At 36.7% G+C, this 16,302-nt stretch carries 14 protein-coding genes and 2 pseudogenes; 11 read left to right on the forward strand and 5 right to left on the reverse strand.

Translation table 11 applies throughout. The features are described from left to right. Window positions 1-22 precede the first annotated feature (22 nt). From J2S10_RS24115 to J2S10_RS24135, 5 genes are all read left to right on the forward strand, one after another. Complete coding sequence (locus J2S10_RS24115; protein WP_307413201.1) at window positions 23-1,051, forward strand: alpha-ketoacid dehydrogenase subunit beta; 1,029 nt, start codon at window positions 23-25, stop codon at window positions 1,049-1,051. Between the two features lie 27 nt (window positions 1,052-1,078). Beyond that, window positions 1,079-2,308, forward strand: coding sequence for a dihydrolipoamide acetyltransferase family protein (locus J2S10_RS24120; protein WP_307413203.1), 1,230 nt, complete (start codon window positions 1,079-1,081; stop codon window positions 2,306-2,308). Between the two features lie 15 nt (window positions 2,309-2,323). Next, window positions 2,324-3,703, forward strand: coding sequence for a dihydrolipoyl dehydrogenase (gene lpdA, locus J2S10_RS24125; protein WP_307413206.1), 1,380 nt, complete (start codon window positions 2,324-2,326; stop codon window positions 3,701-3,703). A 17-nt stretch (window positions 3,704-3,720) separates the two neighbouring features. After that, complete coding sequence (locus tag J2S10_RS24130) at window positions 3,721-4,779, forward strand: 2,3-butanediol dehydrogenase (RefSeq protein WP_307413209.1); 1,059 nt, start codon at window positions 3,721-3,723, stop codon at window positions 4,777-4,779. Between the two features lie 254 nt (window positions 4,780-5,033). Continuing rightward, on the forward strand, window positions 5,034-6,914 hold the full coding sequence (locus J2S10_RS24135; protein ID WP_307413211.1) for a sigma-54-dependent Fis family transcriptional regulator: 1,881 nt from the start codon (window positions 5,034-5,036) through the stop codon (window positions 6,912-6,914). Between the two features lie 361 nt (window positions 6,915-7,275). On the opposite strand, the gene J2S10_RS24140 is transcribed toward J2S10_RS24135, so the two are convergent. After that, window positions 7,276-7,872 carry a hypothetical protein gene (locus J2S10_RS24140; RefSeq protein WP_307413213.1) on the reverse strand — a complete coding sequence of 199 codons (597 nt, stop codon included), beginning with the start codon at window positions 7,870-7,872 and terminating at the stop codon, window positions 7,276-7,278. A 181-nt stretch (window positions 7,873-8,053) separates the two neighbouring features. On the opposite strand from J2S10_RS24140, the gene J2S10_RS24145 reads away from it, so the two are divergent. After that, window positions 8,054-8,566, forward strand: a complete 513-nt coding sequence (locus J2S10_RS24145; protein WP_307413217.1) for a hypothetical protein — start codon at window positions 8,054-8,056, stop codon at window positions 8,564-8,566. A 479-nt stretch (window positions 8,567-9,045) separates the two neighbouring features. On the opposite strand, the gene J2S10_RS24150 is transcribed toward J2S10_RS24145, so the two are convergent. After that, entirely contained in the window at window positions 9,046-9,228 is a 183-nt protein-coding gene (locus J2S10_RS24150) for a YolD-like family protein (protein WP_307413220.1), read from the reverse strand. A gap of 803 nt (window positions 9,229-10,031) precedes the next feature. Between J2S10_RS24150 and J2S10_RS24155 the strand changes: the two genes are divergently transcribed. Continuing rightward, complete coding sequence (locus tag J2S10_RS24155) at window positions 10,032-10,856, forward strand: polysaccharide deacetylase family protein (protein ID WP_307413222.1); 825 nt, start codon at window positions 10,032-10,034, stop codon at window positions 10,854-10,856. Window positions 10,857-10,993: 137 nt separating this feature from the next. On the opposite strand, the pseudogene J2S10_RS24160 reads toward J2S10_RS24155, so the two are convergent. Together J2S10_RS24160 and J2S10_RS24165 are read right to left on the reverse strand one after the other, a co-directional pair. Next, a pseudogene (locus J2S10_RS24160) lies at window positions 10,994-11,702 on the reverse strand (IS6 family transposase). Between the two features lie 123 nt (window positions 11,703-11,825). After that, window positions 11,826-12,092 carry a hypothetical protein gene (locus tag J2S10_RS24165; RefSeq protein WP_307413223.1) on the reverse strand — a complete coding sequence of 89 codons (267 nt, stop codon included), beginning with the start codon at window positions 12,090-12,092 and terminating at the stop codon, window positions 11,826-11,828. A gap of 604 nt (window positions 12,093-12,696) precedes the next feature. Between J2S10_RS24165 and J2S10_RS24170 the strand changes: the two genes are divergently transcribed. The 4 genes and pseudogenes from J2S10_RS24170 (at window position 12,697) to J2S10_RS24180 (ending at window position 15,267) form a co-directional block, all read left to right on the forward strand. After that, window positions 12,697-13,032, forward strand: coding sequence for a hypothetical protein (locus tag J2S10_RS24170; RefSeq protein ID WP_307413224.1), 336 nt, complete (start codon window positions 12,697-12,699; stop codon window positions 13,030-13,032). Between the two features lie 61 nt (window positions 13,033-13,093). After that, window positions 13,094-13,294 carry a MurT ligase domain-containing protein gene (locus J2S10_RS27540; protein ID WP_370876278.1) on the forward strand — a complete coding sequence of 67 codons (201 nt, stop codon included), beginning with the start codon at window positions 13,094-13,096 and terminating at the stop codon, window positions 13,292-13,294. Window positions 13,295-13,331: 37 nt separating this feature from the next. After that, window positions 13,332-13,538 (forward strand): annotated as a pseudogene (locus J2S10_RS24175) (hypothetical protein); the annotation flags it as partial. Window positions 13,539-13,881: 343 nt separating this feature from the next. After that, the gene (locus J2S10_RS24180; RefSeq protein WP_307413227.1) at window positions 13,882-15,267 is read left to right on the forward strand and encodes an O-antigen ligase family protein; all 1,386 of its coding nucleotides are present in this window, start codon (window positions 13,882-13,884) and stop codon (window positions 15,265-15,267) included. Window positions 15,268-15,647: 380 nt separating this feature from the next. Here J2S10_RS24180 and J2S10_RS24185 read toward each other — a convergent pair whose 3' ends face one another. Beyond that, entirely contained in the window at window positions 15,648-16,157 is a 510-nt protein-coding gene (locus tag J2S10_RS24185) for a DinB family protein (RefSeq protein WP_307413229.1), read from the reverse strand. Window positions 16,158-16,302: the final 145 nt, after the last annotated feature.

Raw genomic sequence — 16,302 nt, forward strand, 5'->3', positions numbered from 1 at the left:
CCAATTAAAAGGAGGAAAGGTTATGACTAGAAAATTGAGTATGTCAGCTGCTATCAATGAGGCTATGAAACTTGCAATGCGTAAGGACGAGAATGTCATTCTATTAGGTGAGGACGTCGCCGGCGGGGCTAAAGTGGATCACTTACAGGACGAAGACGCATGGGGCGGAGTACTCGGGGTCACGAAAGGGCTTGTGCAAGAATTTGGCCGTGATCGAATTTTAGATACCCCAATCACGGAAGCAGGTTATATGGGTGCTGCGATGGCGGCTGCATCAACTGGTCTAAGGCCAATTGCTGAGTTAATGTTTAACGACTTTATTGGGAGCTGTTTAGACGAAGTATTAAATCAGGGAGCAAAGTTCCGGTATATGTTTGGGGGCAAGGCGCAGGTTCCAGTTACGATTCGAACGATGCACGGTGCTGGATTTAGAGCGGCTGCTCAGCATTCTCAGAGTTTATATGCTTTGTTTACTGCTATTCCAGGTGTGAAAGTGGTCGTCCCAACCACACCTTATGAAGCAAAGGGACTATTACTTGCTGCAATCGAAGATAACGATCCGGTCATCTTTTTTGAAGATAAAACACTCTATAATATGACAGGTGATGTTCCAGAAGGTTATTATACGATTCCAATTGGTAAAGCTGATATAAAGCGGGAAGGATCTGATGTGACGATTGTAGCGGTTGGTAAGATGGTTCATACCGCATTAGAAGCTGCTGAACAACTTTCAGCAAAAGGTATTGAAGTGGAAGTCGTTGATCCGCGCAGCTTGTCTCCATTAGATGAAGAAACCATTCTTTCTTCAGTAGCAAAAACAAACCGCCTAATTGTCATTGATGAAGCGAATCCAAGATGCAGTATTGCTACTGATATCGCAGCACTTGTGGCCGATAAAGGATTCGATACGCTTGATGCACCAATTAAACGAATTACGGCACCTCACACTCCTGTACCGTTCTCTCCGCCGTTAGAGGATATTTATCTGCCTAAAGCAGAAACAGTGGTCAAAGTGACAGCAGAACTAATAAGTGCACCTCTTGGAGTGTAAAGCAGAGTACAGGAAGGAGAGATAGACATGACAGTAGAAGTCGTTATGCCAAAACTGGGAATGGCCATGAAAGAAGGCACTGTTTCGATATGGAATAAAGGAGTCGGGGACCCTGTCAGAAGGGGTGAACCGATTGCAAGTGTTAGTTCAGAGAAAATTGAAATCGATGTGGAATCTCCTGCAGAGGGAACATTATTGAAAATTACTGTTCCCGAAGGAGAAGGGGTTCCGCCTGGTACAGTCATTTGTTATATCGGAGCCCTGGGAGAAGAAGTAGCAGCTGGGCTGACCTTGGAAGAAGTCCAAAAGCCTGAAGTGGAGAATCAATCCCCTGCAAACGAAAAAACGGAGCCTTTCACACCAGTGAAACCGGCTGATCGCGTGAAAATTTCCCCGGTAGCAAGGAAAATAGCGGAGGCAGCCAACCTTGATATCGAGAAAATCCATGGAACAGGACCCGGCGGAAGAATTACGAAGGAAGATGTGCAGGAAGCCATAATGAATTCACATACACCTCAGGCTGAACGGAAAAAGGAAACGAACGAAACTCCGGTAAGACCTCAGGAGGAGACCCAGCAGATCCCAGTCAGCGGAATCCGAAAAGTGATTGCAGTTCGAATGTTTGATAGTTTGCAAAAAACAGCACAGCTTACGATTAACATGAAGGCAGATGTGACCGTTTTAATAGCTTTACAAACGCAGACAGCGGAAACAGTTCAAAATCGCTATGATAACAAATTAACTGTGACCGACTTTATTGCACGAGCAGTTGTGCTTTCACTACAGAGGCACGGACAAATGAATAGTGCGTATAGTGAAGATAAAATCCATTTGTTCAAGCATGTCCATCTTGGAATGGCCGTTGCGCTTGAAAAAGGGTTAGTTGTTCCGGTCATCCGCGATGCAGAACAATCTACGCTCATTGATTTGTCACGAAGCATTAAAACACTGGCACAAAAGGCAAGACAAGGACAGCTTAGTAATGAGGATATGCATGGTTCCACGTTTACGATTAGTAATCTTGGAGCCTACGGTGTTGAGCACTTTACACCAGTTTTAAATCCGCCTGAAACAGGGATTCTTGGTGTTGGTGCAGTCAATGATACCCCAACCTATATAGGTGAAAAATTAGAAAGAAGAAGCATTCTACCGCTCAGTCTGACTTTTGACCACCGTGTACTTGATGGAGCCCCAGCAGCAGCATTTTTACAAACGGTCAAACAGTATTTAGAAGAGCCAATAACTATGCTTTTATAGAAGGAAGTGAATTCATTGGCATCTATCGCAATTATTGGAGGTGGACCTGCTGGATATGTGGCTGCAATTTCTGCAGCCCAGCAGGGACAGGAAGTAACAATCATTGACCAAGGGCCGCTTGGAGGTACATGTTTAAATGAAGGATGTATGCCAACTAAATCTCTCTTAGAGAGTGCTGAAGTGTACAGTCAGCTAAAACATGCCAGTGAGTTTGGGGTTCGTCTGCCATTCGGTCAAATCGAAATTGATTGGAATACCGTCCAAGGTCGTAAAAACAGGATCGTTTCAACGCTGGTTCAAGGAATCCAATATTTAATGAGGAAAAATAAGATTAAGGTAGTTAAGGGGACGGCTTCCTTCCTAACAAGTCAGGTTTTACGGGTTGAGAATAATGGGAAACAAGAAGAGATAACGGCAGACAAATTCATCATAGCGTCAGGCTCTGAACCAGTTCAACTACCATTCGCTCCATTTGACGGGAATTGGGTTATTCATAGCGGTCATGCGATGTCGCTTCAGTCGATCCCTGCCTCTTTGCTGATTATCGGAGGAGGTGTAATAGGCTGCGAGTTTGCTAGTATTTATAGCAGATTGGGAACAAAGGTTACCATTGTCGAGATGGCGAATCAGTTGCTGCCAGGTGAAGATGAAGATATTGCCACGATCTTACATAAGCAGCTTGAAAATGATGGTGTAACCATTTACCCTTCCACCAAGCTAAAAGAATTGATTAAGGACCAAAAGAAGGCGATTTTTGAAAAAAATAATGGCCTCTATGAGGTTCAAGCAGATTTAGTTCTAGTCTCGATTGGCCGTAAGCCAAGAGTGAATAATTTGGGTCTAGAGAATATCGGAATTGATTTTTCTGGAAGAGGAATTCATGTGAACGATCAAATGCAAACGAACATTCCGTCTATCTATGCTTGCGGAGATGTTATCGGCGGTATTCAACTGGCACATGTGGCTTTCCATGAGGGAACAGTGGCAGCTTTAAACTCTTGCGGGATGGATGCACTGGTAAATTATCGTTCTGTCCCTCGCTGTATTTATACCTCTCCCGAAATCGCCAGTGTAGGTTTGACGGAAAAACAGGCGAGAGATCAATTTGGTGATATAAGAGTGGGTGAATTTCCATTTTCTGCAAACGGGAAGGCATTAATTGCCAATGAACGGAGTGGAAAAGTAAAGGTGCTAGTTGAACCAGAGTTTGGGGAAATCGTTGGCATCTCCATTGTCGGGCCCCATGCTACAGAACTGATTGGACAAGGAACTGTCATAATCCATTCTGAATTAACAACGGATATTATGGAAGATTTCATCGCTGCCCATCCAAGCCTTTCTGAAGCAGTGCATGAAGCATTACTTAGTGCAGTTGGCCATGCTGTACATGTTTAAGAAAAGGAGGAATGTTAATGAAAGCTGCTCTTTGGTATAACACAAAAGATATTCGCGTTGAAAATATTCCTGAGCCTTCTCAGGAAAAAGATCAGGTAAAGATAAAAGTATCCTATTGTGGAATTTGTGGTTCAGATTTACACGAATATTTGGCGGGTCCCATTTTTATCCCGGTAGAAGAACTCCACCCAATATCGAAGGATAAGGCTCCAATTGTCATGGGCCATGAGTATGCAGGTGAGGTAGTAGCAATTGGGGAAGCTGTAACAGGTATTGAAGTAGGTGACCGGGTATGCGTGGAACCCATATACAGCTGTGGGAAATGCGCTTCCTGCAAGAAAGGGCATTATAATGTTTGTGAACAATTAGGTTTCATTGGTCTCTCTGGCGGCTTGGGCGGTTTTTCAGAATACAGCGTGGTACCCTCTAAGATGGTTCATAAAATCCCTGAATATATGACATGGGAACAAGCAGCACTTGTTGAACCTACCGCTGTTGCCGTCCATGCAGTTCGCCAAAGCGATATGAGGATTGGGGATTCAATCGCTGTTATCGGTACAGGACCAATTGGATTATTAGTCATTCAAGCTGTTAAAGCTGCAGGAGCAAGCCAAATAATTGCGGTGGAGGTTTCTCCAGAACGACGTGAGATTGCTAAACAAGCAGGAGCACACATCGTCATTGACCCTATCAAAGTAAATCCTGTTCAAGCAATAAAAGAATATACTAATGGACTTGGGGTTGATGTGGCATTTGAGGTAGCCGGAATCGAAGCCACTATTAATACAGCGATTGAATCTACAAAATCAGAAGGTAATGTGGTGAATATTAGCATTTGGGAAAAACCAGCTAGCATTCCGATGAACAATTTTATTTTAACTGAGAGAAAAATGACAAGTATCATCGCTTATCGAAACATTTTCCCACAAGTAATTCAATTGATTGCCAATGGGCAAATTCAAGCTTCAGAACTGATTACTAAGAAAATATCCCTTGATCAAATTGTTTCTGAAGGATTTGAAGCATTAACCAAAAACAAGAACCAAATTAAGATACTAGTAGACCCTTCTTTATAGAATTCTTTAGCATCTATCATTCTACTAATTAAGTCAAACTTCGCGTTTTTTCTGCGAAGTTTATTTTTTGAATTTTCTTTATAATGACGATTGTTGCATTGAAAGCGTATTCGGAATTTTGTATAATTAAAACTGTAATTTTATCCTCATTTTAAAAGATTACTTTCTGAAACTCCTTTTTTCTTCGCAAGATATACAAACAAGTATTCTATCTCAAATCACTGAAGATATTTTCCATGACTAGAGGAGGGTTTATGAATACAACTTTTCATTTTGATACTTGGAAGCGTTTTGTCAAAGAAGGGGTTCTCGATTCATCGAGGTTGAACAAACGAATTATGGAATCCTGGCATCGCTGTAAAAAAGAAGAGGTAAACCCTTATTTAAATAAAGGTCTTCATTTATTATCAAAAGAGGAACTAGATATAAAAAAAGCGAAAAATTCACTGCTGATCGAAACAGCTTCCCCCTTTATAAAAAAGATGGATCAGGCTATTAAAGACTCTGGAATGATGGCACTTTTGGTCGATCCGGATGGATATGTTCTATCTTTAACTGGAAATGAAAAAACATTAATGGACGCACACAGAATTAATTTTGTAGAAGGGGTGCGCTGGACCGAGGGTGAGGTCGGAACAAATGCAATTGGAACAGCGTTACAAACAGAAGAAGCGGTTATTATAAATGGGGCTGAGCATTATTCCGTCGCTTCCCATCAATGGAGCTGTTCCGCCACACCTATTTTTCATGATAATGGAAAACTAATGGGTGTCATTGATGTTTCATGTCCAGTTGAATATTCCCATCCCTTTATGCTTGGAATGGTCACATCGATTGCTTATGCAATCGAAAAAGAAATAAGTAAGCGGTCCTATAGAGAAGAACTAGCACTTATTCAGCAAGCAGCTCATTTGGCAGAGACCTATCCAACCCAGCTCTTCATTGTAAGTAATCAAAAACAAATGATCATATCTGCAAGTAAATCCGTACGCAAAAAGTTTCCACAATTAATTGGAATGAACCTGAATGAAATAATACATAAAGGGTATCAAATTGATGCTGAAATGCCTTTCCATGCAAAGGAAGACAACATCATCATCGGAAGCTGCTTTTTCCTGTCAGAAGTGATTACCCAGCATCAAAACGCAACTTTTGCCTTTTCAAGTCAATTAAAACCCTTCATCTATAAAGGGGAGTGTGGAACGAGTGAGATTTTCCAAAACACGTTAAATAAAGTAAAACTAGTAGCTCCAACTGATGCAACCGTGTTTATTTCAGGTGAAACTGGTTCAGGAAAAGAGCTGATTGCAAGAGCAATTCATGACAACAGCTCCCGAAAAAATGGTCCATTTATTTCTTTAAATTGCGGGGCAATTCCGAAAGACCTTATGGAAAGCGAGCTTTTTGGCTATGTTGAAGGAGCTTTTACTGGGGCTAGACGGCAAGGCTATAAAGGAAAATTTGAACAGGCGCAAAAGGGAACCATATTTCTGGATGAAATTGGTGAAATTCCGCACACGATGCAGGTAGCCTTACTGCGTGTACTTCAGGAAAGGAAAGTGGCTCCGATTGGAAGTACGAAGGAAATCCCATTGGATGTACGTGTTATAACAGCAACCCACCGTGATATTACGGAACTTGTAAAAGAAGGGGATTTTCGAGAGGACCTTTATTACCGCTTAAATGTGTATCCAATTGACGTTCCTCCTCTAAGAAAAAGAAAGGAAGATATCCCGCACCTCGTTCAGTATATTTGTCAAAAGAATAACTGGAACATCGTTAACATAAAGGATATATCAACTAGATTAACAGACTATGATTGGCCAGGAAACATAAGAGAATTAACCAATATGCTGGAGCGATTACACATAATGGTTCCAGATAATCAGTCAAGTAAGGATATTTTAATTAACTGCATCGAATTATTAAAAATTAATCACCCATCTATTCCTTCAATCATTGAACAGGAATACATTGAGGTAGATGAAAAGAATTTAAAAGCACGTGAGAAAATACAAAGAGATTTAATGCTAGAAGCCTTAAAAAAAACAAAAGGTAATGTAACGGCAGCAGCAAAATTACTCGATATCCCAAGAAGTACTTTTTATAAAAGGCTTCAAAAGTTTGGAATGTAAAGATGATGTTTTTCAAACTATTTGTTTCATTAATAAGAATTAAATGTAATTTGCAGATGAAAAAATAGCCCACAAATTTGAGTGTGCTATTTTTTATTTTAATTTAAACACAAGTTAACAAATCATGTTTTAGACCATTTTTTTTCGCATTGCAATTCTTTTTTACAAAGTCCTAAAGTTGTAATAGATATACCATTATATTAAGCCTACTAAATATTGAGTATAATAATACTAATGGATTTGACATTAATACTAGTGATTTAATTAGAAATAAACTGGAGGCTAATTTTTAATAAAACTATTGATTGTGTCGATGATTAATGGAATCATCTATTAACTGACTCTGGAATAACAGGCTGTTTTAATCATCCATGTTACTTGCTGTTCTTTTGTTCTTGGTAGCAACTTTATTCTTTACTGTTCTCCTGTTTTTTGCGGCTGTGGTGATCTTTGTCACTTTTTTGTTATTGCCAGCCGGGGTAATCTTTGCTGCTTCCTTGTTATCGTCAGCCGCGTTAATCTTTGCAGCTTCGGTGGTATCTGCAGCTTTTTTATTATTAACTTCGATTAGATAATTTACTTGAGTAAGGATTTGGTTAAGTTTAGCGTCTACACTTTCTAGTTTTTTTTCAAAATTTTCAATTTTGAATTGCAGTTCTGCAGGGTTTAGTTGTTTAGCTCTCGCTTTTTCTAAAAGATTTTCTAAGTCATCAACTTTTGTGTCCACATTGACGATAAGGGAGAAGATCTTTGAAATGTCTTTACGGGTTGGGACATTCATCTGCTCCAAATACCGTTCTGTTGTTTCATTTAGCATTTTATGGTACAGAAGATACATTTCTAAGAGCTGCCCTATGACCTGAGGTGGAATTTGTTCTTTCATTTTTTCATCAATTAGGGTACTGGACTGGTTAAAATAATTTTTCCACATTTCAGACATGTCTAAGTTTTGAGTCATTTATTGGTCTCCTCTATTAATTCCATTTTGCAAACACTTAGGTTACCCAATTAATTATAAATAAAGATAACGTAAAATTATGAAGGAGAAGTAACAAATATATTAAAATTAGTATTTGACATATCTCTCACATAGGTGTAATTTACATATATGGTTATTTATGATTAGGAGGTTTTTTATAATGGAATTAAACAATGAGTTCGTTACTAATTTTGGTGAATCTCTATTAAACATTTGGACAAACAGTTTGGACAAGGTGACCGCTTCTCAAAAAGAAGTAGAAAATCATTTGCTTCAAGCATTTACAAGCCAAAAAGAATCATTAGAGAAAGTTGCTGGCGAATTGGAGTCAATTCAAGCAGACCAGAAAAAAATCATTGGAGAAGTTCGCGACTACGTAAAGCAAAACATTCAAAATGTTTGCGGTGAGGAAACAAGCGATTCATTCGAAAAGTGGAATGCTCAACTGGATGAAATCAATAACCGCGTTCAACAGTTAACCTCCACTCCTTACAAAGAAAGTTTAAATTTATTAAATCAGTTACAAGAGCAGTTCCAACAACCGATTAAAAATACTATCGAACAACAAAAAAAGATTCGTGAAGAGGCTTTAAATCAATTTAAAACTGCTCAAAAAGGATTTATGGACTTAATTGAATCCAATACAAAAATAGCATTTAATTTGTTTAAGTAGAGCAGCGAATTTTCGCTGTTCTTTTTTTCAATATACAATTTAGATCCTACCACTAAAGGGACAATCTGTAACGAAAACGGTCTCCTTTAAAAGCTTATCTAATGTTTTTCCCCACAAAACACAATACTTTCCAAATACCAACAACTTTTTTATCTGCCTTTTGCATATTCCGTTTCCCATTAATTAATACGCTATGGATACTCTTAATTAACGAAATTATTGAGACGTAACATTTATTGTCAATAAAAAGAAGATTTATAGACTATGTAAAGAATTAGATATATTTTACACACAGCTTCAAAAACGGTTATCGTTTCCGAAATGATAGGGGCAAGGGGGGAGCAACAAAGCTTACTGCTAAAAGTTTCTATTAAAAATGTGACATATCTACAATTCTTTTTGTGTTTAAAACAAGTTAAACAAAATATAAACTGGTCACTTATAGAAAATAGGATGGATATTATACCAAAGACAAATGGTTAATAAATATGTTTAATTCCAGATAAACGGATTGAGAAAGGCTTTTGTTTTTCATCCTTTAAAGTTAGGATTTGTTCATTTAGATTAAGGCCATTTACACGCCCTTTAATTTTTTGTAAAATTCCATTTTTATAATAATCAATAGTAATTAGTTTATTCTCAGTTAATTTTTTCAAAAACATAAATATCCTCCTTTTGTAAGTGGAAAATTTCACAATGTATTATATGATTAAAAATTTAAGATAGAATGACGAAAATGTTAAATAAATATTAAAGCAGCCTGGGCAACCAATCAGGATAAGGCACCACATTAACTATTTTCTTCTTTTTGACAACATCAATAATGAGTTTAAAATCTATGATATTAAACTTTGACCGTTCTGTTTAGAAACTAACACCTTTGAAATCTGTTCAGCATAACGACAAAATAAAAAGTCTGGAATTCATCTTTAATCGTGGGCTATTTTTACTTAATATTTTAGTAAAGTTTTAAAATATATTACAACACATATGTCATTTATATATTATTCAATAACATATGCGTTATCTTAAAATTTATTATCTATATCAACATTGTAATTAAATTTAAAAAAATAACTTTTATTACCCTCAATCAGAAGCAGATAATACATTTTTCATCGAAAGATTGTATTTCCACAGCGGGCTTACTATGAAGATTAATAAAACCAGCTACAACGTACCCCAACAGCGATTTAATGATTATATTTAATGAAGAATTATTACTGAAATACTACAATTTTATGCGAATGGTTAAAATAAATTTTACAAAAAAGATAATTTTCTAAATAATAATTTAATATATAATAGAATTGTGTAAAAAATTGTATAAAAATGGCATGTCAAGTAATAGGATTTGAACAAACTTTGATTTACTTTTATTTAAGCTATTGAAAAAGTAAATATCATTGCGAGAGAGGAAAAAACCTTTGCTAATTTATTAGAAAAACAAAAGAGGTGGGGAAACGTGGTAAAAACAATATGGTTTGTATTGTTAGGAATTGTAACACTAATTTTCAGTTCTTCTTTTGACCTTCAAAAAACGAATCCTCAGCAATCTCATCATCTAGTGATAAATGATCCCATAAACGAGATAGTTCAGCAAAAACAGTTTTTTATTACGCAGAAGTTACAAGCGCTAAATACAAAGAAAAAGATAATAGAACAAGAAAAGACTCAATGGGGCCAACAAAAAATTGTGTATTTAACTTTTGATGATGGACCAACGAAATATACGCCTCAAATCTTGGATATTTTAAAACAAAATGACATAAAAGCTACATTTTTTTTAGTAGGAAACTATATTAATGGGAAAGAAACGACAGTTAAAAGAATAAAGGATGACGGGGATGGAATTGGGCTTCATTCCATGACACATAATGAAAAACTTTTATTTCTTAGTCCGGAGAGCTATATAAACGAGTATAAACAAGAACAAAGTTTGCTTCAGTCGTTAGGTGTTCAAACCAATATAAGTCGAACTCCATATGGAAGTAAACCTCTTTTGACTCAACCTTATCGTGATCAAATTTTTTACGCGCATATGAAACTCTGGGACTGGACTATTGACTCTAATGATTGGCGGTATAAGGATCAGACCAATCTCATTATTAATCAAGTAAGTAGCCAAATCAAAAGACAGCATGAGGTAGTACTTATGCACGACCATGGTTATACTGTAAAATCGTTACCAGGTATTATCAAATTGTTTAAAGATAGAGGTTATACTTTCCAAGCCTATAATCCAGATATGGATTTTATGGTTAATTTTTGGAATGATACAAGGTTATAAATGATGGTTAAAGAAGCCGTTATAACTGTTCTTTAAGGGAGAAAAACACCTTTATCTGGGCAAGGATTTTTATTTGGTTCTTGTGCAAATACCATGACAAATAGAAAAAAGTTGTAGGTCCACTTTCAGATAACCCCTTAGGCGGTTATCCCGAACAGTCTATGTATGAATTCCACTTCATTTTGGGCAGACTTCACCCCTTGATGAACCTGCTTCTTTTTAATCATATGCATCGCTTCTATGCCACTCAGTATGTAAGTGGCTGTTCGAAAAGATTTCAACCCTAAAAATAGAACGAACACGCTTTTTTATAAAGCGATGATCTTGCTCCACTATGTTATTCAAATACTTCTGTTGTCTAAGTTGCATACCGTCAGGTATGCTTTTCTCTTTTTTCAACTGTTCAATTGCTATAGGATAAACCGGATTCTTATCAAGTGTCATGACACGAGGTTTAGAAACATGAAAAGACCGCAAAGCTTTCTTGAAGAAGCGCTTTGCAGCCTTTTTGTCTCTTGTTTTACTGAGATAAAAATCAATCGTGTTTCCTTCGGAATCCACTGCACGATATAGATACTTCCATTGACCTTTTACTTTGATATATGTTTTATCGACTCTCCAGGAGTCATTTGTTGGCTTAAGATGACGTCGTACTCTTTCATCTAATTCCGGTCTATATTGATGAACCCTACGCATAATCGTTGTGTGGGCCATCGATAAGCCACGTTCTTCCATCATCTCCACTAAATTACGAATGCTCAAGTTGTACCGCAGGTACCTTCTCACTGTTAACAAGATAATGCCAGGCTGATAATGTTTCCACTTGAATAAATTTTGCTTTACCAAACCGTTCACACACCTTATAAGAGTAATAGTATCCATCAAGTCCACGTAATTACCATAGATCAATGAAATTGGCGCTCTCCCTTCCATTTTGTGCTTCATTCTATTAATTTAACCGTCTTTTCTTTATTTTTTGATGTTTTCTCTGATTTTTTCAATCCCTGGTAATGGTGGTAATGGTGTGTTTTCCATTAAGAAGCGTTCCACTAGCTTTTCTGGAAGAGATAACTTATTAATATCATAAACATTCGTATCTATCTCTTTAATTCTATTTTCTTTTATTTTCTTAGAGAATTCTGGTTCTACAAGTGCAGTTCGACCGATTGCAACAATGTCTCCATGTTCAAGTGCTTCTACTGCATTTTCTACAGATAAGACATTAGAAACAACCATTACTGGGCACCTACCATTTAAAACCTTCTTAAAAAGTTTACCGTAGGAAACTGTTGATTCTGTAGGGCTAGAATTATAACCGTAACCATCGATAAGTGTAAATAATCAATTTTTTCATCGGCAAGTTTATCAGCTAATTGTAATGAGTCTTTATACAACTCCACCTATGTTCTCGTGTGAACATTGTGGGGGAGAAATGTACCCTGAGTATTATAAAGGGATACACGGAATAGAGTACAAAATATCGGATATTCGCGAAACAAAAAAGGACTGGGCTGTTTTTTTTCCCGGTTTTTCTTAGTGTTTTAAAGCCTTGAGCCCGTAGGGATCATAATTTTGAAATTGATTCAGCTTTATTAATAATTAATAAAATTTTTCTTAAATTAAATAGTGGTTCTACGACTACTCTATGGATTGGATTATAATAAACAGGTAAGAAATAAGTTAGATTTGATTAGATTTTTTGTTTTTGACAAAAAACAACCAGTGAACCATCTAAACGATTTGGTTGTTTTTTTTACTGCTTGTTACTGGAAGAACAATATGGGAATATTTTAATTCGAAAGATGAAAGATAGTTTGAGATCTCCAACGTTAAACTTATCTTGAATGCGGACGACCCGTTTGTCCATCGGTTTTCTGGCCTTCAAAATGAGAAGATTTATATCGGCCTAAGCGCCAATGCTTGCTGGTTTCAATCACATACAATGGGGGAATCAAAATATTGCCCAAATTGCCAAACATACAGCTTCTTACATTTTGGTCAGCTTGGACATTATTATTGCAGCTGTGGATTCACTCGACCTGAGCCAAATATTTCAGCACAAAAGGTTTTTCAAACTGAAAAAGGAATTGGTTTGATCGTGGATGGGGAGGATTATCAAACTACCCTAAAGGGAATGTATAATGCATATAATGCCCTATTTGCCAACAGAGTGTGACAGGATTTGGGGATGGAATCAAATGAATTCCTTATCGGGTTGACTTCCTATCAAAAGGTAGATGGAAGGATGCACGAATTTTTTATCAATAATAATACTTGGAGACTTGAATCCTGCTGGGGCAAATCTAACCCTTTCAGAGTTTTTTCGAACGAATGAAAGAAAACAACTAATCTTCTGTTTAAATGACCTTCTGGCTGATGGTGAAGACATTTCATGGATATGGGATATTGACATGGATTGGCTAACTGTGATGAGGTAAAGTTGTTTATTGCAAGTGTTAACCAGCATATGATGCAGCATTTAGGATGATATATGCGGGTATTCCAGAGGAAAATATTTTAATACGTCCTGATTTGAAAGAAGCAGTTCTTGAGGCCAAACGTATTGGCTTGGCAGCTAATATCATGGCAACATACACATGTCTTTCTCCAATAGTAACCATTGTATCAAAGGAAGCAAAAAAAGTGTCTCAATTGATTTCTTCGATGATAAGTGGTAAGTAATAAGTTTTAAGAATTATATAGGCTCAACGATTTTTTCTTAATTAAAGAACGGGGAATTAACTAGTTTAAATATTTTATTTAGGGAGATTAGTATTTTAAGTGATTACAGGTTGGTACAGAAATGATATTCAATTTAAACGAGATAGCTTGAGGTAGAAATACGCCTACAACACCAACATTTACTCTTTTTAAACCATAATAAATCAGGAAACAGCAGATTGAATAGAACTTATAGGCCTTTTTGAAAATTTATCGTTTGTGTCTATAAGTAGTATTTTTAAACTTCTTGTATTGTTATGAACGTAATATAATTTTTAATAAAAATCTTTAGGAAAAAGGGAGAATGATGAGTATATTCAAGATTAGATCATATTTACTTTTTATAGAGGATTGGCCTGTAGAAGTAGGGGTTTTGTTGATTTTCCTTTTGCCGCCTATTGGCATGCTATGGCTTTTTATTTTGGGCTGGTGTCATATTCAGCGAATGATTAACTCTTCCTTTAAATTTCCATTCACTGTGACGACCTTTTTCTTTTTATGCCTTATGGTCTCTACCATTGGTGCAGCACTTGCTGCAAAAAAACTTGAGTATGTGCTAGTGTTGGCCATGTTGCTCGGATATCTCGGGTTATATTTACGTACGAAAGAAAATTTCCGAATTTCACTTTTTAAAGGATATCAACGGATGGTAATTGCAGGAGGATGTTATTCCATTCTCTCCAGTTTTCTCCCAGAATCAATTCGAGCTCACCCCATTTGGGGGATGCTTTTAGGAACCAAATGGTTTGGCGGAAATACGCTAGATCCTCGCCTAGTGGGAAGTGAGTATAATCCAAATTTTGCTTCGTTTTTGTTGCTGCTTTCTTTTTCACTCGTTCTTAGTAAACTTTTAAGACAAAAGAAAATCTTTAGCACTTTTAAAATGCCAGATTGGCTCTTGGTCTTATTTTTAGGCTATGGAATTGTTGCAACTCAATCACGAGCTTGTATCGCTACTATGATCGTAATCTTTCTTTTGTTTTTGTTTCGTTATAGAAGTAAGCTAGGTTTATGGGTAAGTGGTGTAATGGTATTATTACTCCCATATCTGCTAAATATCATACCGCGGTCCAATTTGATTGACTCTTCAACTTCCGTTAGGGAACAGATATGGCTAAATAGCATTCGTATTTGGGAGCAGCATCCTTTTTTTGGCACCACTCCATTAGGATTTCAAGAAGCTTATTCAGCCTTTGGAGCACCGGTCCCGCATGCACATAATATCTTATTGGCTTTTTTCTCTGAATATGGAACTCTTGGCGGTCTTGGGTTTGTGATTCTTCTGCTTTGGACGGGGGTAAAATACCTAACCTTGGTCAAGTGTTTTTCTACCCAAAAGATCATGATGGAATCTTTTATTCTTTCTCTACCAATATTACTTTTTACCGGTTTTTTTGACCACCCGATGTCGTCACCGCAAACAGCCTTGGCAGTCATCCCTCTCCTTTCTTTTTGGGACAAGTATACAGAGTCGTTGCCGATCTTGGACTATGTGGTTGAAATTAGTAGAAAATATCTGTTCTTTCCTGCTTATCCTTTTAAATATCGAGTTTTGACTATAAGTGGGAAAAAAATAAAGAAAATAGAACAAAACCTTCTAAGCATTAAAAGTCGAGATTATAAGTTTATAAACTATCTAAGTCTACTTTTAATCATAATTGAGTTAATTACTATTGTCCGAATTATTTAAGATGTTAATAATATACATCTACAAGCGATAACCGTTGAGGAACAGTAGGCAAAGACCCGCATTTACGGATTTTTGAGAAGGCGCATGAATTTTCTTCATGCGCCTTCTCTAATGAGCAACCCTTTAAAGGGTTGATTTATGCTTAATGCTTGAGTTTAACTTAGCATATAATATGCATTTTGTACGTAAAAAAGATAAAAAACCTTGTTATACTTAACGAATAATGTTATTTAATCCTATCATTTTATATGTTTTGTAACCATAGATACTCATCATATAACTTAACGTCAGATTCTTTAAATATAAAAAAACCGGTTATTCCTTCTTATCGTTGGAAAAACCGGTTTCTTCTTTTTTCGTAAAAAAAGTTGGTTCTACCCTTATAAAATTGCAGGAGCTTCCATACCCATTTGGCTCCATTCTTCTTTAGCAGGACCATATACACCTGGAACGATTAAGTTTGCTTGGCGCATAAGGATGGTCATTTGTCCTCGATGATGGATTTGATGATTTATAAGTATAGAAAGGCTAAATCCTTTTGCCCATTCGAATTGTCCAAACATGTTACAAGATTCCGTTAGGGTTTCATCTGTCCATTGTGTTTTAATAGCTTTGATTAAGGATTGGCTAGCTTGGCGGTAAGTATCTGCGATTTCGTTTGCTGTAGTAGGAACGGAAGCATGATGAGATGGTGCATCAAAGGTTAAACCTGTTTGTCCCATAATACCCTGAAGGGCAGTGACAATGTGCCAAGCAATACCACCTAGGGTACGATCATTAGGTTTAACGGATTGCTTCAAAGATTCATCGGTTAAAACGTCAAGCATTTTTTGCGTTGAAGTACTTTCGAACTCCCAAGCCTTGACAAACCCATCAATAGTTAAAAACATGAATAGTTCCTCCTATTTAAATATTTACACTATTATAGTGTATAATACATTTCTATAATTTTCCATATAAATTTTTATCAGTTCTATAAATAGTTTGTAAAGGTACACTTTTCCGAACAGGTATTTTCCAGGCAAAAATAGCCAA

The organism is Neobacillus ginsengisoli, from assembly GCF_030813055.1.

Bases quoted from the DNA above. Each gene is read 5' to 3' on its own strand.
- J2S10_RS24180 (WP_307413227.1), top strand. From the start codon at position 13,882: ATGATGAGTATATTCAAGATTAGATCATATTTACTTTTTATAGAGGAT.
- J2S10_RS27540 (WP_370876278.1), top strand. From the start codon at position 13,094: ATGGAAGGATGCACGAATTTTTTATCAATAATAATACTTGGAGACTTG.
- J2S10_RS24165 (WP_307413223.1), bottom strand. From the start codon at position 12,092: ATGGTTGTTTCTAATGTCTTATCTGTAGAAAATGCAGTAGAAGCACTT.
- J2S10_RS24150 (WP_307413220.1), bottom strand. From the start codon at position 9,228: ATGTTTTTGAAAAAATTAACTGAGAATAAACTAATTACTATTGATTAT.
- J2S10_RS24185 (WP_307413229.1), bottom strand. From the start codon at position 16,157: ATGTTTTTAACTATTGATGGGTTTGTCAAGGCTTGGGAGTTCGAAAGT.
- J2S10_RS24115 (WP_307413201.1), top strand. From the start codon at position 23: ATGACTAGAAAATTGAGTATGTCAGCTGCTATCAATGAGGCTATGAAA.
- J2S10_RS24135 (WP_307413211.1), top strand. From the start codon at position 5,034: ATGAATACAACTTTTCATTTTGATACTTGGAAGCGTTTTGTCAAAGAA.
- J2S10_RS24145 (WP_307413217.1), top strand. From the start codon at position 8,054: ATGGAATTAAACAATGAGTTCGTTACTAATTTTGGTGAATCTCTATTA.
- J2S10_RS24120 (WP_307413203.1), top strand. From the start codon at position 1,079: ATGACAGTAGAAGTCGTTATGCCAAAACTGGGAATGGCCATGAAAGAA.
- J2S10_RS24130 (WP_307413209.1), top strand. From the start codon at position 3,721: ATGAAAGCTGCTCTTTGGTATAACACAAAAGATATTCGCGTTGAAAAT.
- J2S10_RS24140 (WP_307413213.1), bottom strand. From the start codon at position 7,872: ATGACTCAAAACTTAGACATGTCTGAAATGTGGAAAAATTATTTTAAC.